Origin of the sequence: Kitasatospora sp. NPDC005751 (assembly GCF_040630835.1) — a bacterium.
In the GTDB taxonomy this organism is placed as follows: Bacteria; Actinomycetota; Actinomycetes; order Streptomycetales; family Streptomycetaceae; genus Kitasatospora.
Genome location: NZ_JBEXYC010000004.1, coordinates 248,146 through 267,560 on the forward strand (window position 1 = coordinate 248,146; position 19,415 = coordinate 267,560).

Sequence of the window (19,415 nt, forward strand, 5' to 3'; positions counted from 1 at the left end):
GCCGGCCTACGCGGCCTCGGTGACCTCAGGGCGGCCCGGGGCCGGCAGCGGGCCCTGGCGCTGCGGCTTGCGGCCGAAGCGCGGCATGCCGAGGGTGATGAAGGCCTCCGCCTGCATCGCGGCGAACCCGATCCGGGGCAGGTCCCGGGTGTTCGGGAAGACCAGGAACCGCGGCTCCCACTCGGGCTGGAACTTGGCGTTGAACTTGTACAGCGACTCGATCTGGAACCAGCGCGACAGGAACACCAGCAGCCCGCGCCAGGCCCGCAGCACCGGGCCGGCGCCGATCCGCTCACCGCGCGCCAGGGCCGAGCGGAACATCGCGAAGTTGAGCGAGACCCGGCGCACGCCCATCGCCGGCACCGCCTGCAGCGCGGCGACGATCAGCAGCTCGTTCAGACCGGGGTCGGCGGCGCGGTCGCGGCGCATCAGCTCCAGCGAGATGCCGTCCGGCCCCCAGGGCACGAAGTGCAGCACGGCCTTCAGGTCGTCGCCGTCCTCGCCCTCCTCCGGCGCCTTGTGCGCGGTGACCACCACGCAGGCGTCGTCGCCCGGGTCGCCGAAGCGGCCGAGGGCCATCGAGAAGCCGCGCTCGGTGTCGGTGCCGCGCCAGCGGGAGGCGGCGTCGGCGATCCGGTACTTCTCGTCCGGCGTGAGGTCGGCGACCCGCCGCACCTGGCAGGAGTAGCCGTTGCGCTCGATCCGCTTGACCATCTGGCGCACGTTGCGCATCGCCCGGCCTGCGAGTGAGAACGTCCCGGTGTCGACGATCGCCTCGTCACCCAGCTCCAGCGCGTCCAGCCCCGCCTCGCGGGTCCAGACCTCGCCGCCCACCTCGCTGCAGCCCATCACGGCCGGCACCCAGGCGTGCTCGCGGGCCTCGGTCATGAAGACCTTGATCGCACCCGGCCAGGCCTCGACGTCGCCGACCGGGTCACCGGAGGCGAGCATCACGCCCGAGACCACCCGGTAGGAGATCGCCGCCTTGCCGGAGGGCGAGAACAGCACGCTCTTGTCCCGGCGCAGCGCGAAGTAGCCGAGCGAGTCGCGCTCGCCGTGCCGGTCGAGCAGCGCGCGGACCTTCTCCTCGTCCTCGGCGGTCAGCTCCGGCTTGGGCTTCTCCGGCCGCAGCGCCAGGTAGGCGGTGGTGAAGGCGGTGATCAGGCCCAGCCCGCCGAGCAGGTAGGCGACCTGGTCGGAGACCCGGTCCGAGCTGTAGTCGACCGGCCCTTCGAAGCCGAACAGTCCGTACCCGACGTGCTCAAGCCGGTGGAACAGGCTCGGGTCGCCGATCTCGTACCCGGTCCGGGTGGAGACCACCAGCAGGCCGAGCGCGACGCTGATCGCCCCCATCACGACCAGGTTGACCACCGCCCGCCAGCGGGTCCGGGGGTCGGCCTTGGCGTAGAACTCGCGCCGGTGCACCAGCATCACCGCGAACAGCACCAGCGAGACGACCGCCGGGCCGATCTGGTGCCAGCGCAGGATGTGCAGCGCCGCGCCGACCGGCAGCAGCACGCAGACGGCCCGCCAGGCCCGCCGCTTGCGGCGGCGCAGGGCGTGGGCGAGCAGCACCAGCAGCAGGCCGACCATCAGCGTGCCGGCCGCGGCCAGGGTCGTGGTGCCGCCGGGCAGCTGCCCCGCGAAGTCGTGCACCTTGGTGTGCCGGAGCTTGGGGAACACCGCGCTGGCGGTGTCCACCAGACCGATCAGCAGACAGGCGTAGCCGACCGCGCCGGGGAGCCAGGCCCGGGGGACGGCGGCCGCTTGGGTACGAAGCGTCTGCAGGCCGCGGCGGCGGGGCGGCTGCTCGGGGCTCGGCTCAACGGACACGGGAACGCTCATGGAAGCTCAGCGTAGAGGCTGCGGACTGCAGTCCTGTCACTCCGGGGGAGGAGTTGTGAGGGACCTTCATGCCTTTTCCTTCATCGGGCAATGCGCACACCAAACATCCGGCAACGGAGGGTAAACCGGTGTTCGGCGGACGCTGTGGTTGAGCCGAGGGGTGGGCGCCGGAGCCTTCCCGCCGCGTGGCGCGACGGACCCCCGCATACCCGGTACGTACGGTGGACGCCGCGTTCCGGGGAACCGGTTGCGTCGGATCGCCCCGGACTCCGCCTGCCCCGACGTCCGGACAGCCTAGCCGCGATGGCCGTGGCTGACGCACCGCCAGACGATGAAGCCTGCACCGAGAGTTTCCCACCGGAAGGCCGACGGCATGGAACTGACCAGCGACGCGCTGGTGAACTCGCTGCTCGCGCTCGGCGCGGCGGCCCTGCTCACCACCCTCTGGCTCTGGCCCCGGCTGGCCCGGCAGCGCCCGCTCCCGGTGCTCGGGCGGATCGGTCTGCTGACCGTCACTCAGGTCTCGGTGCTCGCGGTGCTGGCGCTGTCGGTCAACAACTCGTTCGGCTTCTACACCTCATGGGACGACCTGCTCAGCCCCGGCGGCGCCAAGCTCGCGCTCACCAGCAGCGAGCGCCACCACAGCGGCACCCCGGTCTCCGACGCGCTGGTCCAGCCGACCGAGGAGGGCGGCCTGGAGACCGTGACCGATCTGCCCAAGGGCCCGCCGGAGGAGGTCGGCAAGATCGAATCGGTCCGGGTGGCGGGCAAGGAGACCGGCCTCTCCGACCAGATGTTCGTCTACCTGCCGCCCGAGTACTTCGACCCGAACCTCGCCATGGTGCGCTTCCCGGTGCTGCTGACCATCGCCGGCTTCCCCGGCACCACCATGCACCTGCTCAAGGACCTGCCCGTCCCGCAGACCGCCTGGGAGCTGCGCAAGGGCGGCAAGATGGCCCCCACGATCATCGTGATGGCCCGGCCGAGCGTCGCCCCGCCGCGCAACACCGAGTGCGTCGACGTCCCCGGCGGCCCGCGCGCCGAGTCCTGGTTCACCAAGGACGTGCCCGAGGCGCTGCGCTCGGCGTACCGGGTCAGCCGCTCGCCCTCGTCCTGGGGCGTGCTCGGCTTCTCGACCGGCGGCAGCTGCGCGATGCGGCTCGCGATGCGCTACCCGGACGTCTACGGCAACGGCGTGGGGATGCACGGCGACTTCAAGGTCGCCGAGGACCAGTTCACCGGCGGCAACCTCTTCGGCGGCGACAAGGCGCTGGCCGACCAGAGCGACCTCGGCTGGCGGCTGCAGAACCTCCCCGCGCCGAACCTCTCGCTGCTGGTGATCAGCACCCGCAAGGAGACCGACTACCCGGAGACGGTGAAGTTCGTCGACCTCGCCCAGCAGGTCGCGGCCGCCAATCCGCAGTTCAAGGTCGAGTCGCTCTACCTGGACGACGGCGGCCACAACTTCGACAGCTGGATCCGCGAGCTCCCGGCCGCACTGGAGTGGATGAGCGCCCGGCTCACCTGGACCTGACCGCCGGCGGCGACGGCCGCCGGACGAGTGGTTACCGGCCGGTCGGGCCGGTCCGCCGCCACCACGGGGAACGTATCGCGACCGCCCGGCCGAACGGCCCGGGTGGACACCTGATCCGTGCAGGAGGCCCCATGCTCAGCACCCGATCGCTCTTCACCGAGATCTACCGCAACGACGAGGCCTATCAGCTCTTCTGCAGCATCGCGGCCGGCGGCGAGGACCAGGGCGGCTGGGAGAACGAGCGGATCACCGCCCTCACCCGCGACCCGGTCCTCGCCCCCAAGATCGCCCGGCACGGCGCCGACGAGCGCAAGCACGGCCGGATCTTCACCCAGCTGCTGCACAAGCGCGGCCTGCCCAGGATCGACGTCCCCGCCGAGGCCGACTACTGCATGCTGCTGGAGCGCCAGGGCGTCGGCCTCTCGCACGAGCGGCTGAACAGCGAGGTGCCGCTGGCCGAGCGGGAGATCATCACCTACCTGGCGCACAGCCGGGTGACCGAGCAGCGCGCGGCCGAGCAGATGCGCCAGCTGGTCAAGGTGTACGGCGACGATCCGGATCTCGGCCGCGCGATGCGGATGATCTCCGCCGACGAGGACAACCACCTCGCCTACTGCCACGAGGAGCTGCTGCGGCTGGTCGCCGAGGGCCACGGCCCGTACGTCCGGCACACCCTGGAGACCAGCGCGCGCGGCGAGATCCGCACCCACCGGGACGTCGGGCTCGCCGTGACGGCCCGGATGGCGCGGATCCTCGGGTGGCCGCGCTGGCAGCGCGCCGTGGTGACGGCGGGCGTCCACGTGCTCTACCTGTACGACCGGGCGTTCGGCTGGCGGCGGATGGTGACCCTGCGGATGCCCCGGCGCCGCAACGCCCTGGGCACCCCGGCCCCGCCGCACGCGGAGCACCAGCTGCTCTGAGCCGGCGCGGGCCGGGGGGGGTGCCGGCGGGGCCGCAGGGCCGCTAGCGACCGATGATCAGGCTCATCGCCTCGGCCCGGGTGGCCGGGTCGCGCAGCTGGCCCCGCACGCAGGAGGTGATGGTCTTGGCGCCGGGCTTGCGGATGCCGCGCATCGACATGCACATGTGCTCGCACTCGATCACGACGATCGCGCCGCGCGGTTCGAGGATCCGCATCAGCGCGTCCGCGACCTGGCTGGTGAGCCGCTCCTGCACCTGCGGGCGGCGGGCGTAGACGTCGACCAGCCGGGCCAGCTTGGACAGGCCGGTGATCTTGCCGTTGACCGACGGGATGTAGCCGACGTGCGCGACGCCCCGGAACGGCACCAGGTGGTGCTCGCAGACCGAGGTCAGCTCGATGTCCTTGACCAGCACCATCTCGTCGTGGCCGAGGTCGAAGGTGGTGGTGAGGACGTCCTCCGGCTCCTGCCAGAGGCCCGCGAATATCTCCTTGTACGCCCTGGCGACCCGGGCCGGGGTCTCCAGCAGACCCTCGCGGTCCGGGTCCTCGCCCACCGCGAGGAGCAGCTCGCGGATGGCGTTCTCGGCCCGCTTCTGGTCGAAGGTCCCGACGGCGGACGGACCGTCGAGCGTCACCGGGTCGATCATGCGGGCCTCGCTAACTAGGGGGACGACTTGGCTGAACAGCACGGATGCCGCGCCTCCAGAGTACAAACCCTGGTGGCGCGGCATCCATTCCGTCCCTGTGCTGGCGCGATCAGCCCTCGGCGGGCGGCTCCACCGGCAGCGGCGGGAGCTTCACCACGTCGACCGGAGCGGCCTCGACGGCGGCGGCGCCGTTGGTCAGCGCCAGCTCCTTCGGGGACTGCACCGGCGGCCGGGTGGACGGCGTACGACGGGACGAGCCCGTCCAGGCCGGCCGGGCCGGGCGCTTGACGATCGGGGCGAAGATCTCGGCGATCTGCTCCTTGTTCAGGGTCTCCTTCTCCAGGAGCTCCAGAACCAGGTTGTCGAGCACGTCGCGGTTCTCGACCAGGATCTCCCAGGCCTCGTTGTGCGCGTTCTCGATGAGCTTCTTCACCTCTTCGTCCACCAGCCCGGCGACCTCTTCCGAGTAGTCGCGCTGGTGACCCATCTCGCGGCCCAGGAACGGCTCCGAGTTGTCCGAACCGAACTTGATCGCGCCGAGCCGCTCGGTCATCCCGTACTGGGTGACCATGGCCCGCGCGGTCGCGGTGGCCTTCTCGATGTCGTTCGAGGCGCCGGTGGTCGGGTCGTGGAAGACCAGCTCCTCCGCCGCGCGCCCGCCCAGCATGTACGCCAGCTGGTCGAGCATCTCGTTGCGGGTGGTGGAGTACTTGTCCTCGTCCGGCAGCACCATGGTGTAGCCGAGCGCCCGGCCGCGGGACAGGATGGTGATCTTGTGCACCGGGTCCGCGTTGGGGGAAGCCGCCGCGACCAGGGCGTGACCGCCCTCGTGGTACGCGGTGATCTTCTTCTCCTTCTCGGACATGATCCGGGTCCGCTTCTGCGGTCCGGCCACGACGCGGTCGATCGCCTCGTCCAGCGTGAAGTTGTCGACCAGCTTCTTGTCCGAGCGGGCGGTCAGCAGCGCCGCCTCGTTCAGGACGTTGGCCAGGTCGGCACCGGTGAAGCCGGGGGTGCGCTTGGCGACGGCCCTGAGGTCGACGTCCGGCGCGACCGGCTTGCCCTTCTGGTGCACCTTGAGGATGTCCAGACGGCCCTGGAGGTCGGGGCGCTCGACCGCGATCTGCCGGTCGAAGCGGCCCGGGCGCAGCAGCGCCGGGTCCAGGATGTCGGGGCGGTTGGTGGCCGCGATGAGGATCACGCCGCCCTTGACGTCGAAGCCGTCCATCTCGACCAGCAGCTGGTTGAGGGTCTGCTCGCGCTCGTCGTGACCGCCGCCGAGACCTGCACCGCGGTGCCGGCCGACGGCGTCGATCTCGTCGACGAAGACGATCGCCGGAGCGTTCGCCTTGGCCTGCTCGAAGAGGTCGCGGACGCGGCTGGCGCCGACACCCACGAACATCTCCACGAAGTCCGAGCCGGAGATCGAGTAGAACGGGACCCCGGCCTCGCCCGCGACGGCACGCGCCAGCAGGGTCTTGCCGGTACCGGGCGGCCCGTAGAGCAGCACGCCCTTCGGGATCTTGGCGCCGACCGCCTGGAACTTGGCCGGCTCCTGCAGGAACTCCTTGATCTCGTGGAGCTCCTCCACCGCCTCGTCCGCACCGGCGACGTCCGAGAACGTCGTCTTCGGCGTGTCCTTGGTGAGCAGCTTGGCCTTCGACTTGCCGAACTGCATGACGCGGGACCCGCCGCCCTGCATCTGGTTCATCAGGAACAGGAAGACCAGAACGATGATCACGATGGGCAGCATCGACAGCAGGAGGCTGACGAAGGTGCTCTGCTTCTCCGGGCTGACGGTGTAGCCCTCGGAGAGCGAGTTCTGGTCGTTGTCGTTGATCTGGGCCTGGAGCTTGTCGGCGAGCGCGACACCCTGGTCGCCGATGTACGAGGCCTGGAACTTGCTGCCGGACGGGGTCTTGCCCGTGCCGGCGTTGGACAGCGTGGCGCCGTCCTTCAGTTGGATCTTGATCGTGTTCGAGTCACCAGTGGTGATCTGCGCCGACTTGACCTGCTTGGCGTCGATCGCTGCGACGACCTGCCCGGTGTCCACCGTCTTGTAGCCGTTCGAGTCAGAAACGACCTGCATCAGCACGATGACGGCGAGGACGGCCAGCACGATCCACATGATCGGCGCACGGAAGTATCGCTTGACGTCCATCCATGCGGGGCGTTGCCGCCCCGTCCCTCCTGCCACTCGACGGCGCCGCGGGGCCTGGGCCGCCGGCGCATCCGGTTCTGCTCATGTGAAGAGCGGTTTTATTGGACCGTACCGCAGTCCGACCCGCCGGTGGCGGGAGCACAGCGACACGACCTACTTCTATTTCCCCCGATGCAACGGGCGGGAACGGTCCACTGTTCCCGTCCGTAGCCCGAACGGGCCCCGAAACCCTCAGCCGCCGTAGACGTGCGGGGCGAGGGTGCCGATGAAGGGGAGGTTGCGCAGCTTCTCCGCGTAGTCGAGCCCGTAGCCGACCACGAACTCGTTGGGAATGTCGAACCCGACGTACTTGACGTCGATCTCGACCTTGGCCGCGTCGGGCTTGCGCAGCAGCGTGCAGACCTCCAGCGAGGCCGGGCCGCGCGAGCCCAGGTTGCCCAGCAGCCAGGACAGCGTCAGCCCGGAGTCGATGATGTCCTCGACGATCAGGACGTCACGGCCGGCGATGTCGGTGTCGAGGTCCTTGAGGATCCGCACCACACCGGAGGACTTGGTGCCCATCCCGTACGAGGAGACGGCCATCCAGTCCATGGTCACCTGCGAGTGCAGGGCCCGGGCGAGGTCGGCCATCACCATCACGGCACCCTTGAGGACGCCGACGATCAGCAGGTCCTTGCCTGCGTAGTCCCGGTCGATGCGCTCGGCCAGCTCCAGGAGCTTGGCGTCGATCTCGTCCTTGCTGATGAGCACCTTCGCGAGGTCAGCGCCCATGTCGTTCTGGTCCACCGGGGATACGTCCTCAAACGTTCGGGGTCTGGATGGCCGGCGGCCCGGCGCCCCGGGAGCATGCCTGCCCGTCAGTCGCCCTGCCGCCGAAAGACCAGCGTGCCACACCTACGGGTGGCTTCGACGCCCCCGGGTAGGTGCAACGGCCCCTGGCCGCGCCAACCGGTGACCAGCAGATCGATCGTTTCGAGGTGGCGCGCGAAGAGGTCCCCGGCCGGGCAGCCCGCCCTCAGCGCGGCCCTGCGCAGTACCCGGCGGCGCACCGCGGGCGGCAGTTCGGCCAGCTTCCCGACGTCCAGGGTGCCCTCGCCGGTACGGAGATCGCGCTCGGCGAGCGCGGCCCACTGGTCCAGCGCGTCGGCGTCGTCGCGGAACAGCCGGGCGGTCCGGGCCAGCGCCTCGACCACGCCGCCGCCCAGGTGCTTCTCCAGCACCGGCAGGACCTCGTGCCGCACCCGGGAGCGGGTGTAGGCGGGGTCACAGTTGTGCGGGTCGTCCCAGACCGGGATCGCCTGGGCGGAACAGGCCTGGCGGGTGGCGGCCCGGTCGAGCTCCAGCAGCGGGCGGCGGTAGCGGCCCTTCTGGGCCGGCATGCCGGCCAGCGAGCGGGCACCGGAGCCGCGGGCGAGGCCCAGCAGGACCGTCTCCGCCTGGTCGTCGCGGGTGTGGCCGAGCAGGACGGCCACGGCGCCGTGACGCTCGGCGGCGGCGTCCAGGGCGGCGTAGCGGGCGTCCCGGGCGGCGGCCTCGGGGCCGCCGGCGCGGCCGACCCGGACCGGCACGGCCTCCACCGGGTCGAGCCCGAGCGAGCGGAGCCGCTCGGCGACCTGGGCGGCGCGGTCGGCGGAGCCGTTCTGGAGACCGTGGTCGACGGTGACGGCGCCGACCCGCAGGCCCAGCTTGGGGGCCTCGAAGGCGGCCGCGATGGCCAGCGCCATCGAGTCGGCGCCGCCGCTGACGGCGACCAGGACCAGCGGCGAGCCGGGCGCGGCCGGGGTGCGCGGCAGACCGGACGGGTGGCGGTGGGCGTTGCCGATCAGGGTGGTCCCGACGGCGGCGCCGACCAGCGGCGCACCGCTGGGGCGCTCGCGGGGCTCGCGGGGTGCGGCGAAGGTGGTGCCGGCCTCGGCGGCGAGGTCGGTGAGCGTGCGGCGTACGGCCAGGCGTATCGCGGCGACAGCGGGGTGTGGGCCCACGGCGGACGACTCCTTGACGGAGGGGACAGGACGGCGGTGGGCGCGGCGGGGGCCGCGCATCTGTGAGCGCCGTGTTACCGGGCGCTCACAGATGGTGGCAGAAAGGAGGCGCCCGCTACGCCACCCGCGCCACCGGTACGACCACCGTCCCACGTACGGGTGAATGGAGAAACGTATCTTCACCCGCCATCTGCACGATTGGACCACTCGTACGAACGGCTTTGACCGCTGCCGACCGCCTCCGGCCCCGCCCGGAGCGCGCGCACGGAGAGCGACCGGGGCGAGTCCCCCGGCCGCCCGGGCCGAAGGGACGCTCCGGCGGGCGAGTCACCTCGCGACGCGGGCCACCCAGGCGGCGGGGTCGTGGATCTCGTCCTTGGTGGGCAGGGTGTTCGGGGACGTCCAGACCCGGTTGAAGCCGTCCATCCCGACCTGCTCCACCACGCCCCGCACGAAGACCGCGCCGTCCTGGTACTGGCGGAGCTTGGCGTCCATGCCGAGCAGTCGGCGCAGCACCAGGTCGAGCCGGTTGGCACCGCGGTCCCGGCGCTGCTGGAACTTCTCCCGGATCTCGGCCACGCTCGGCACCACGGCCGGGCCCACGCCGTCCATCACCACGTCCGCATGGCCCTCCAGCAGCGACATCACGGCCGTCAGACGGCCGAGGATCTCGCGCTGGGACGGCGACTGGACGATCTCCAGCAGTCCGGTCGACCCGGCCCCCTCGCCCCGCCCGCCGAGGCCGGGCAGGCCGCCGAGCGTGCCCGCCGCGTCCCGCAGCCGGTCCAGCAGCGCCCCCGGGTCGACGTCCGTCTCGGCCAGGAAGGACTGCACCTCGGACTGGATGTGGTCGCGCAGCCACGGCACCGCGGTGAACTGGGTGCGGTGGGTCTCCTCGTGCAGGCAGACCCAGAGCCGGAAGTCGGCCGGGTTCACGTCCAGCTCCCGCTCGACGTGCACGATGTTCGGCGCCACCAGCAGCAGCCGGCCCGGGCCGGGGCCCTCGGGGCCCAGCCGGGGCTTGTCGAAGAGCGCGGCCGGGCTGTCCGGCGCCTCCAGCGAGGGCTCGGCCGGGGCGAAGGTCTCGTACTGGCCGAGCACCTTGGTCGCCAGGAACGCCAGCAGGGCGCCGACCTCGATGCCGGTGGCCTTCTCCCCCACCGCGCCGAGGACCCCGGCCGCGGCGCTGCCGCTCCGGCGGGCCTGGAGCTTCTCCACCAGGGGCTGGACCACCGTCCGGAAGCCCGCGACGTTGGCCCGCACCCAACCGGGGCGGTCCACGATCAGCACCGGGGTCGCGGTGGCCGCACCGAGGCTGCTGGAGCGCATGCCCGTGAACGCCCGGACGTGCTCCTCCGCCTCCAGGGCGTGCCTGCGCAGTTCGGCGACCACGGCCGCCGCCTCCGCGCGGCTCACCTCCGGCCCCGGCCGTACCAGCCTGGTCGCGGTTGCGACCGCGAGATTCCAGTCGACCATGTCAGCACCGCCGCTCGCGCTCGTCATGCCCTCACCGTACGTGCTCCGGCCCATCGGGGGGAGCCACGGGAGCCCACGTCCTGCCGGACGGGTGCCCGGGACGGCCGGACGCCGGGCGGCGGCCGTGCGGGGCCGAACCCCCCGCCGGTGCACGGGGATCGGCCCCGGTCGGCGTCGCGGCGGCGGCGCCGCGGGTGACTCAGTGGCAGCCGCAGGCCGCCAGTCTGGCCACGACGCGGTCCATCGCGGCGCGGGCGGTGTCGGCGGCTGCGGTGGTCTTCGTCATCACGGCGAAGGCGAGCAGCCGGCCTTCGGCGTCCACCACCGTGCCGGCCAGGGTGTTGACGCCGTTCAGGCTTCCGGTCTTGGCCCGGACCAGGCCGGCCGCCTCGGCCGCGCCGGAGCCGGCGCCGAAGCGCTTGCCGAGGGTGCCGGTGAATCCGGCGATCGGCAGGCCGGTGAGCACCGGACGCAGCGTCGGGTGCTGCTCCGAGGAGGCCAGCGCGAGCAGGTGGACGAGGACGGCGGGCGGGATCGCGTTGCCCGTGCTCAGCCCGCTGCCGTCGCCCAGCACCACCCCGGTCATCGGCACGCCGAGCCGGGCGAGCTCCTGGGTGACGGCGGTGGCGGCGCCCTCGAAGCTGGCCGGCTGGTGCGCGGCGAGCGCGGCCTGACGGGCGATCGCCTCGGCGAGGGTGTTGTCGGAGGTGGTGAGCAGGCGCTCGACCAGCCGGGCGACAGTCGGCGAATCGACCCGGCCGAGGACCGGCGCGGTGGCGGACGCGGGGGCGGCGGCTGGCTTGGCCTTGCCGTCCACGGTGATGCCCTGGGCCTTCAGCTGGGCGGCGAAGGCGTCGGCGGCCTGGCCGGCCGGGTCGGCCACCCGGGCCGGCGCGTCCTCACGGCTCTTCGGGTCGACCTTGCCCTCGTCGATCATCAGCGGGGTGACCAGCGCGATGTTGGCGGCGTCGTAGTTCTTGTGCTGGGGGCTGCCCGCGTAGAGCGAGAGGTCGTAGTCCAGCTTGACGGCGGTGGTGCCGGCCGCCTTGAGGGCGGCGGCGGTCTGCCGCGCCAGGGCCTCCAGGGAGGCGGGGGCGGTGTCGGCGTCGGCGGGCGCGCCGCCGATCTGCACCTGGTCGGCGGGCAGCGCGGTGAGGGTCGGGTCACCACCACCCACGAGGGTGATCTCGCCGGGGTTCGCACCCTTGACGACCCGGGTGGCCAACCGGGTGTCCCCCGGGATCAGCGAGAGCGCCGCGACGGTGGTCGCCAGCTTGGTGGTGGAGGCCGGGGTGGCGGGCGCGTTCTCCCCCGAGCCGTAGAGCACCCGGCCGTCCGCCGCGTCCGCGACGGCGAAGCTGACGGTGCCCAGGTTCCGGTCCGCGAGCGCGGCGGCGAGCGCCTGCTGGAGGCCCTGGGCGGTCGGCAGCGCGGCGCCCGGTCCGGCCTCGACCGAGGCCAGGACGGCCCCCGCGACCGGGGCCGGGCGGCCGGCGGCCGGGGTGGCGGGCGCCCCCGTGGGCGGACCGGCGGGCCCGGCGGGCGGGGTGCCGGGCGGCGGGGTGGTGGACGGCCCGGCGGCCCCGGTCGGGCCGGTCGGCTCCGCCGCTCCCACCCGGTTCCGGCCCTGGTCGCCGCCGCGGTCGTGCCCGCGGTCGTGCCCGCGGTCGCCGCCGCGGTCACCGTCCCCGCCGTCGTGCTTCTTCCCGTCCTCGCCGTGGCCCGCGCTGTGCCCGCCGGCCGGAGGGGAGGGCTGGGCGTACGCGCCGCCGCCCGAGCCCAGCACCGTGCCGGCGACCAGTAGTGCCGCCCCGAACAACCCTGCGGCCGTCCCCCTGCGGCGGTCTCCCGCCCCGACCACTGCTCCCACCGACCGGCCCCTTTCCTGAGCACCCGCTCCCGTAGGAGACACTTGGATTCTGTCAGTCCCTACCTTGGAGGAACCGTTGGAGTTCGACGTCCTTATCGAAATCCCTAAGGGCTCGCGCAACAAGTACGAGGTCGACCACGAGAGCGGTCGCCTTCGTCTTGACCGGATGCTGTTCACCTCGACGCGCTACCCGGCCGACTACGGCTATGTCGAGGGCACCCTGGCGGACGACGGCGACCCCCTGGACGCCCTGGTCATCCTGGAGGAGCCGACCTTCCCCGGTTGCCTGATCAAGTGCCGCGTCATCGGCATGTTCAAGATGACGGACGAGGCCGGCGGCGACGACAAGCTGCTCTGCGTCCCGGCGACCGACCCCCGCTGGGAGCACCTGCAGGACATCCACCACGTGTCGGAGTTCGACCGTCTGGAGATCCAGCACTTCTTCGAGGTCTACAAGGACCTGGAGCCCGGCAAGTCCGTCGAGGGCGCCAACTGGGTCGGCCGCGCCGAGGCCGAGGCCGAGGTCACCGCGTCGATCAAGCGGCTTGCGGAGCAGGGCGGTCACTGAGCCCTCGTACCCGATCTCGTTCGCAGGGCGGTTCGAGGTAGGTCGGGGCAGTCGGAGGCCGGGGTTGGCGGATTCGTCCGCGACCCCGGCCTTCGCCGTTCCCGGCCGCGCCCGGAGGCTCCCGCGCCGTTCCCCGACCGGTTTTGCCGACACTCTGTCGGCATGACGGGAACTTAGGTTAGGTTAACCAAGACGTCGGGCCCCGTTCCGATCCCTGGAGGCCGCATGCCCACGCCCGAGCAGCCCGTCCCGTTCTCCACCGTGCTCCGCACCGCCAGCAGCGAGGAGCACGAGGCCGCGGAGCAGTCGTCCTTCATGAGCCGCCTGCTGGGCGGACGGCTCGGCGTCGACGCCTACGCCGACCTCACGGGCCAGCTCTGGTACGTCTACCGGGCGCTGGAGGGCCGGACCGCCGAGCTGGCGGACCACCCGGTGGCCGGACCGTTCATCGACCGGGCCCTGCTGCGCACCGCCGCCATCGAGCGCGACCTGGAGCACCTGCGCGGGCCCGGCTGGCGCGAGGGGCTGGCGCCGCTGCCCGCCACCGCCGCGTACGTGGCCCGGGTGGAGGAGCTGGCGGCCGAGTGGCCGGCCGGGTACATCGCGCACCACTACACCCGCTACCTCGGCGACCTGTCGGGCGGTCAGATCATCCGCGGCATCGCCGAGAAGACCTGGGGCTTCGAGCGCAAGGGCGACGGCGTGCGCTTCTACGTGTTCGAGGAGGTCGACAACCCGGCCGCCTTCAAGCGCGACTACCGGGCCAAGCTGGACGCCGCCGGGCTCGCGCTGGACGACATCGAGCGCCGCCGGGTGGTCGAGGAGTGCAAGCGCGCCTTCGTACTCAACGGCGCGATCTTCCACGACCTGGACGGGCGTTACCCGCTGAGCGCCTGACCACCGCCGCGCGGGAACGTCCCCGCACCGGTGCGCCCGCGCCCGACCGGACGGCGAAGCACCGGGCCCCGGATCAGGCCTGCGCGGCGGTCCGGCGGCGGGCCAGCACCGTGGCGCTGCCACCGAGCAGCAGCAGACCGGCCGCGGTGGCCAGCGGCGGCACCACCGACCGCTGAGCAGGGGACGGGCGCCGGGCACGGGCGGGCGCCGAACTCCGGCGACCGCTGGACACGGCCGACCGCTGCGCACCGGGGCCCGGCGCGCGCCGGGCCCCGGTCAGGCGTCGTCGTCGAGCCGGAAACCGACCTTCAGACCGACCTGGTAGTGCTGGATCCGGCCCTCCGCCAGGTGCCCCCGGACCTGCGTCACCTCGAACCAGTCGAGGTTGCGCAGCGTCCGGGAGGCCCGCTCCACCCCGTTGCGGATGGCGGCGTCGATGCTCTCGGTCGAAGACCCGACGATCTCGGTCACCCGGTAGACGTGCTCGCTCATGACGGACTCCCTCACCTGTGCGACGGCCCCCGTCCACCGTGCACCGCCACCGGCCGGTCCGCACTCCGGCGCCCGCCGGGCGGGCCCGGGGCCCGTCCTCGGGAGCGCGGCGCCGCCCCGTGCCGGGGAACCCGGGCACGGGCCTAGAAGGCCGCCCGGATCTCGCCCACCGGCACCCCGCCGCCGAGCAGCGGCGCGGCCGCGATCCGCTCCACCGTGCCGTCCGCCGTGGTCACCCCGAGCCGGCGCAGCGCGGCCGCCAGGACCGGCCCGCGGGCCCGCTCGGCACCGTCGTCGATCTTGAAGGCGAGAGCCCGGCCGTCCGGCAGCGCCACCGCCTGCACGGCCTCGGCCCCCATCTTGGACAGCGCGCCCGGCACCGCCCGCATCAGCCAGGTGTCGGCCCGGCGGGTGCCGGCCACGTACTCGGGGTGGGCGCGCATGGCGTCGGCCACCCGGCGCTGCGGCGTCCCCGGCTCGGCCCCCAGCAGCGCCCGGTAGCCGCGGGCCAGGCCGGTCAGGCTGACGGCCAGCAGCGGGGCGCCGCAGCCGTCCACCCCGGCGTGCGCCGCCGGCTCGCCGGTGGCCTCCGCCATGGCCTCGCGGGCCAGCACCTGGAGGGGGTGCGCCGGGTCGAGGTAGCTCTCGGTCGGCCAGTCGTTGGCGACGCAGGCGGCCAGCCAGCCGGCGTGCTTGCCGGAGCAGTCCATCAGGATCGGTGCGCGCCCGCCGCCGGACCGCAGGTGCAGCTCGGCCTCGGTCTCGTCGAGCGGCAGGTCGGCCGGGGTCCGCAGGGCGGACTCGTCCAGCCCCGCGTCACCCAGGATCCGCCGTACGCCGTCCAGGTGAAACGATTCTGCGGAGTGGCTGGAGGCGGCCAGTGCCAGCAGCTCGCCCTCGATCGCCAGGCCCGCCCGCAGGGTGGCCACCGCCTGGAACGGCTTGGCGCACGAACGCGGGAAGACCGGGGCGTCGGGGTCGCCCAGCGCGAAGTCCACCGAGCCGTCGGCGGCGAGCAGGACCAGCGATCCGTGGTGCCGGCCCTCGGTGAAGCCGGAGCGTATGACCTCGGCGAGCGCGGGCAGGGCGACGGAGTGGGACATGGCGGAAGCCTTCCGGGGTGAGGGTGGGCCGGGGGCGAGCCGGACCGCACGCACCCGCCCCGGACACCTCACCCGGTCAGAGCGGGCCGCCCGCGAGCAGGTCGTCGACCCGCGCTTCCCCATCACGGTACCTGCGGGTGATCTCGGCACTGCAGCCGTCCGCCGTCCGCAGCAGCAGCTGCCGCCGGCCGGACACCTCGCGCTCGTGCGCGCGCAGCCGGTCCAGCGCGGCCAGCAGCTCCTCGGGCGGGTGCGCGGCCAGGTCGGCCAGCTGGACATCGCCCATCAGGGCGTCCGCCTCCAGCTGGGACTGCTGGCCGCGGGGCGGCCCCAGGGTGACGTGCCGGGCGGAGCGGCGGACCGTCGACGGGGCATCGGTGAGGATGGCCGGCAGCCGGTCCAGCAGCGCGCCGCCCGCCGGGCTCTCACCCCCGGCCGCCACCAGGAGCGCGCCCGGCCGGCGGTCGAGTTCGGCCCGCAGGATGTCCATCCGACCGTGCAGCAGGCGCCGCAGATAGGAGAGGTCCGCCTCCTGCTCCAGGGTCTCCCGGCGCAGGGTGCGCAGCTGCTCCAGGCCCAACCGCCCCAGATCGGGCTCACCTTCCGTACCCGCTGCCGGGCCGGAGGAGCCCCCCACCGGCTCCGCCCCCTCGGGCGTCTGCCCGGACCGGCCCCGTGCCGTGCTGCTCGCGTCCATCAACCAACCACCTGCCGTCGTCCGATCCCGCCCGCTCGCGGCACCCCGTCGCCTGCCGCCGGTCCGACCCGTCCCCCGGGCGGGCCGTCGCGCGTACCCGCCGCGCACACCCGTCCGATGGCACGCGCGATCGCCCCCGAAAGGTTCCCGCCCCCGCCGATGCCACCCCACGGGGCGACACCACCAGAACGCCTGACCTACCGACTCGACCACCCGGCCGAACGGACCCGGCGCGGCGGACCTCTGGCGCCCCGGACCCTCGTACCGCCCCAGCGTGCCACCCCGCCCACCGCCGGTGCACCGCCCGTGCACCCGAACGGCCCCCTGGCGAACGGGGGTGGCTGATATGACCGGGGCTTTTCGCAGCGAGAGCGGCATCCCCTGGCGCGCAGGCGCGCACCACCCGGCGCGTACGGGTCTTGCGCACGCCCCTCAGGGGGCCGCCGGAACGCGCCGCCCGCTCCGGCACAATGGCCGCATGCGAGCAGTGGTGCAGCGAGTGACCGAGGCCAGGGTGACGGTGGCCGGCGAGACCGTCGGCGCGATCGAGGGACCGGGGCTCTGCGTCCTGGTCGGCGTCACCCACGAGGACACCCCCGCCAAGGCGGCCCAACTGGCCCGCAAGCTCTGGACGCTACGACTGCTGGAGCCGGACGAGGCCCGGGCCGACGGGGTCGAGCAGTCCTGCTCGGACCTGGGCGCGCCGCTCCTGGTGATCAGCCAGTTCACCCTCTACGGGGACGCCCGCAAGGGCCGCCGCCCCACCTGGAACGCCGCTGCCCCCGGCCCGGCCGCCGAGCCGCTGGTGGACGAGGTGGTCGCCCAGCTGCGCGCCCTGGGCGCCAAGGTCGAGACCGGCCGCTTCGGCGCGGACATGCGGGTCGCACTGGTGAACGACGGCCCGTTCACCGTCCTGGTCGAGGTCTGACCGGACCGGGGCCCGACCGGCCCGGCTACTGCGGGACGATCACGTCCTGCGTCCCCGGCACCGTCCCGGCCAGCAGCACCGCGTCCACCGGGACGTTCCGCTTGACGACCGCCAGCGCGATCGGCCCCAGCTCGTGGTGGCGCGCCGAGGACGTCACGAAGCCCAGTGCCCGGCCGTCCGGGTCCGAGGCGAGCCGCACCTCGGTACCGTGCGGGGGCAGCGTCTCCTCGGTGCCGTCCAGGTGCAGGAAGACCAACCGGCGCGGCGGCCGGCCCAGGTTGTGCACCCGGGCGACCGTCTCCTGGCCGCGGTAGCAGCCCTTCTGCAGGTGGACGGCGGTCGTCAGCCAGTCCACCTCGTGCGGGATGGTCCGGTGGTCGGTCTCGAAGCCGAGCCGCGGCCGGTGGCCCTCGATCCGCAGCGCCTCGTACGCCCAGATCCCGGCCGCCGGGCCGTAGCCCCCGGTCAGCGCCGCCAGCTCGGCACGCGGCAGGAAGAGGTCCCGCCCGTAGGCCAGCTCGCGGACCGCCGCCGCGCCGTCCGCCGCGGCGGTGGAGCCGGCCGGCAGGTGGACCACCGCGTAGTCGGCGGTCGCGTCGGCGACCTCGACCCGGTAGAAGAACTTCATGCTCTCCAGGTAGCCGAGCAGCGCCTGCGCCGTGCCCGGCTCGACGTGCGCCCAGGTGGTGGTGCCGTCGTCGACCAGGTACAGGGCGTGCTCGACGTGTCCGTTCGGGGAGAGCACCAGCGCCTCGGTGGCCTGCTGCACGGGCAGCTCGCTGACGTGCTGGGTGAGCAGCAGGTGCAGCCAGGCCAGCCGGTCGTCGCCGGTCACGGTGATCACGCCGCGGTGGGAGAGGTCCACGAAACCGCTGCCCCGCGCGAGGTTGCGTTGCTCGCGGAAGATGTCGCCGTAGTGGGCGGCCACGCCCTCGTCGGTTCCCTCGGCGGGGACGGCACCGGGCAGCGCAAGCAGCGGGCTCTTCATACCGGCCAGCTTACGGCCGGTCCTCGGCGAGCTTGGCGGTGCAGTCGGCGCAGCGGCCGAAGATGGCGAAATGCTTGAGGTCGGTGTCGAAGCCGTGCCGCTCGCGCAGGCTCTCGATCAGCGGCCGGGCGATCTCGGTACCGGTCTCGGTGACCTTCTCGCAGTCCCGGCAGACCAGGTGCAGGTGGTGGTGACGGCCCGCCAGGTGGTACGTCGGAGCGCCGTGGCCGAGGTGCGCGTGCGACACCAGGCCGAGCTCCTCCAGCAGCTCCAGGGTCCGGTAGACGGTGGAGATGTTGATGCCGCTGGCCGTCCGGCGGACGTGCCCGAGGATGTCGTCCGGGGTCGCGTGGTCGAGCACGTCGACCGCCTCCAGGACGAGCTGGCGCTGGGGCGTGAGGCGGTAGCCGCGCTGACGCAGATCGGCCTTCCAGTCGCCGGAGAGCTGCCAGTCTGTGGTGCCGGTGTCCGCCACGGTGCTGTCCCTGCCAAGGTCGGGGGTCCTGATGCAAGTGTAGGGACCGGCCGTCGGCCGGTCCCTACCTCGTGCGCGGTGGGCTGTGGGCTGTGCCCGGCGGTGAGCCGTGCTCAGCGGTGAGCCGTGCTCAGCGGAAGAAGGCGATGCCGTCGTCCGGCAGGTCGTTGATGTCCTTGATCAGCTGGGCCGGGCTGAGCACCTTCTTCAGCTGCGCCGACATGTACGGGCGCAGCGGCACGTTCGGGGCGGCCTTCTCGCCGACCCAGAGCAGCTCCTCGTTGACGAAGCCGAAGAGACGCTTGCCGCCCGAGTACTCCGGCGAGCCCTCGATCCGGGCCACCGCGTCGGTGGAGACGTCGATCTGCGGCTTGCCGTCGGCCAGCTCGCCGTACCAGATCTCCACGGCGCCGTCGTCCCGGACGGAGGAGATCTCGATCCCGCGGGCACCGCTGGTGCCGTGCTGGTTGCTGGTCACGCGCCAGAACGCGTGCTCGTTCTCCAGCGGGCGGACCTTCTCGCCCTCGCTGTCCAGCACCCAGGTGCGGGAGCGGAACTCCAGGAACGGCCGGCCGTCGTGCCGGAAGACGATCTCCTGGCCGAAGTTGCACTTCTCCGCACCGGCGGCCTCCTCGCCGGGCAGCGGCGCGTAGACGCCCGCGCCCTCCCAGGTGCCGAGGAGGAAGGCGAGCGGGACGACGTCCTTGTGGAGGTCAGAGGGGATCTCGATCATGTTCCTGGTCGCTGTCGTCGACGATGTGGGGCAGCTTCAACCGTACGGCAGCCGGACTCAGCGCTGGCCCTGGTACAGCTTCATCACCGAGAAGATG

Annotated in this window: 19 protein-coding genes; 5 read left to right on the forward strand and 14 right to left on the reverse strand. The window is 73.0% G+C overall.

All coding sequences use genetic code 11. The features are described from left to right. Positions 1–6: 6 nt before the first annotated feature. The gene (locus ABZ497_RS07145) at positions 7–1,845 is read right to left on the reverse strand and encodes a phosphatidylglycerol lysyltransferase domain-containing protein (RefSeq protein ID WP_329489126.1); all 1,839 of its coding nucleotides are present in this window, start codon (positions 1,843–1,845) and stop codon (positions 7–9) included. 373 nt (positions 1,846–2,218) lie between these two features. On the opposite strand from ABZ497_RS07145, the gene ABZ497_RS07150 reads away from it, so the two are divergent. Beyond that, a complete protein-coding gene (locus ABZ497_RS07150) occupies positions 2,219–3,379 on the forward strand; it encodes an alpha/beta hydrolase-fold protein (RefSeq protein WP_359803833.1) in 1,161 nt (386 codons plus the stop codon). Between the two features lie 131 nt (positions 3,380–3,510). Next, a complete protein-coding gene (locus tag ABZ497_RS07155) occupies positions 3,511–4,299 on the forward strand; it encodes a ferritin-like domain-containing protein (RefSeq protein WP_352293629.1) in 789 nt (262 codons plus the stop codon). Positions 4,300–4,342: 43 nt separating this feature from the next. Here ABZ497_RS07155 and folE read toward each other — a convergent pair whose 3' ends face one another. The 6 genes from folE to dacB form a co-directional block, all read right to left on the reverse strand. Beyond that, entirely contained in the window at positions 4,343–4,948 is a 606-nt protein-coding gene (gene folE / locus ABZ497_RS07160; RefSeq protein ID WP_329489123.1) for a GTP cyclohydrolase I FolE, read from the reverse strand. Positions 4,949–5,057: 109 nt separating this feature from the next. Further along, entirely contained in the window at positions 5,058–7,109 is a 2,052-nt protein-coding gene (gene ftsH / locus ABZ497_RS07165) for an ATP-dependent zinc metalloprotease FtsH (protein WP_359803834.1), read from the reverse strand. Positions 7,110–7,340: 231 nt separating this feature from the next. After that, positions 7,341–7,895, reverse strand: a complete 555-nt coding sequence (gene hpt, locus ABZ497_RS07170; RefSeq protein WP_030059589.1) for a hypoxanthine phosphoribosyltransferase — start codon at positions 7,893–7,895, stop codon at positions 7,341–7,343. Between the two features lie 71 nt (positions 7,896–7,966). Then, positions 7,967–9,091, reverse strand: coding sequence for a tRNA lysidine(34) synthetase TilS (tilS, locus tag ABZ497_RS07175; RefSeq protein WP_329489121.1), 1,125 nt, complete (start codon positions 9,089–9,091; stop codon positions 7,967–7,969). A gap of 327 nt (positions 9,092–9,418) precedes the next feature. Further along, complete coding sequence (locus ABZ497_RS07180; protein ID WP_359803835.1) at positions 9,419–10,594, reverse strand: zinc-dependent metalloprotease; 1,176 nt, start codon at positions 10,592–10,594, stop codon at positions 9,419–9,421. A gap of 172 nt (positions 10,595–10,766) precedes the next feature. Continuing rightward, on the reverse strand, positions 10,767–12,437 hold the full coding sequence (gene dacB, locus ABZ497_RS07185; RefSeq protein ID WP_359803836.1) for a D-alanyl-D-alanine carboxypeptidase/D-alanyl-D-alanine-endopeptidase: 1,671 nt from the start codon (positions 12,435–12,437) through the stop codon (positions 10,767–10,769). Positions 12,438–12,513: 76 nt separating this feature from the next. Here dacB and ABZ497_RS07190 point away from each other — a divergent pair, with 76 nt between their 5' ends. Together ABZ497_RS07190 and ABZ497_RS07195 are read left to right on the forward strand one after the other, a co-directional pair. After that, positions 12,514–13,005: an inorganic diphosphatase gene (locus tag ABZ497_RS07190; RefSeq protein ID WP_329492202.1), complete on the forward strand. Its 492-nt coding sequence runs from the start codon at positions 12,514–12,516 to the stop codon at positions 13,003–13,005. Positions 13,006–13,230: 225 nt separating this feature from the next. Further along, positions 13,231–13,902, forward strand: a complete 672-nt coding sequence (locus ABZ497_RS07195) for a biliverdin-producing heme oxygenase (protein WP_359803837.1) — start codon at positions 13,231–13,233, stop codon at positions 13,900–13,902. Between the two features lie 73 nt (positions 13,903–13,975). Here ABZ497_RS07195 and ABZ497_RS07200 read toward each other — a convergent pair whose 3' ends face one another. From ABZ497_RS07200 to ABZ497_RS07215, 4 genes are all read right to left on the reverse strand, one after another. Continuing rightward, entirely contained in the window at positions 13,976–14,068 is a 93-nt protein-coding gene (locus tag ABZ497_RS07200) for an LPXTG cell wall anchor domain-containing protein (RefSeq protein ID WP_359803838.1), read from the reverse strand. 110 nt (positions 14,069–14,178) lie between these two features. Continuing rightward, complete coding sequence (locus tag ABZ497_RS07205; protein ID WP_329489112.1) at positions 14,179–14,394, reverse strand: dodecin; 216 nt, start codon at positions 14,392–14,394, stop codon at positions 14,179–14,181. A gap of 143 nt (positions 14,395–14,537) precedes the next feature. After that, the gene (locus ABZ497_RS07210; RefSeq protein ID WP_359803839.1) at positions 14,538–15,497 is read right to left on the reverse strand and encodes an asparaginase; all 960 of its coding nucleotides are present in this window, start codon (positions 15,495–15,497) and stop codon (positions 14,538–14,540) included. 76 nt (positions 15,498–15,573) lie between these two features. Next, on the reverse strand, positions 15,574–16,194 hold the full coding sequence (locus tag ABZ497_RS07215; RefSeq protein ID WP_359803840.1) for an ABC transporter substrate-binding protein: 621 nt from the start codon (positions 16,192–16,194) through the stop codon (positions 15,574–15,576). A gap of 478 nt (positions 16,195–16,672) precedes the next feature. Between ABZ497_RS07215 and dtd the strand changes: the two genes are divergently transcribed. Beyond that, a complete protein-coding gene (gene dtd, locus ABZ497_RS07220) occupies positions 16,673–17,122 on the forward strand; it encodes a D-aminoacyl-tRNA deacylase (protein WP_359803841.1) in 450 nt (149 codons plus the stop codon). Between the two features lie 25 nt (positions 17,123–17,147). On the opposite strand, the gene ABZ497_RS07225 is transcribed toward dtd, so the two are convergent. The 3 genes from ABZ497_RS07225 to ABZ497_RS07235 form a co-directional block, all read right to left on the reverse strand. Further along, on the reverse strand, positions 17,148–18,110 hold the full coding sequence (locus ABZ497_RS07225) for a folate-binding protein (RefSeq protein ID WP_359803842.1): 963 nt from the start codon (positions 18,108–18,110) through the stop codon (positions 17,148–17,150). 10 nt (positions 18,111–18,120) lie between these two features. Next, positions 18,121–18,585: a Fur family transcriptional regulator gene (locus tag ABZ497_RS07230; RefSeq protein WP_359803843.1), complete on the reverse strand. Its 465-nt coding sequence runs from the start codon at positions 18,583–18,585 to the stop codon at positions 18,121–18,123. Positions 18,586–18,715: 130 nt separating this feature from the next. Then, positions 18,716–19,318, reverse strand: a complete 603-nt coding sequence (locus ABZ497_RS07235; protein ID WP_329489106.1) for an FABP family protein — start codon at positions 19,316–19,318, stop codon at positions 18,716–18,718. Positions 19,319–19,415 lie beyond the last annotated feature (97 nt).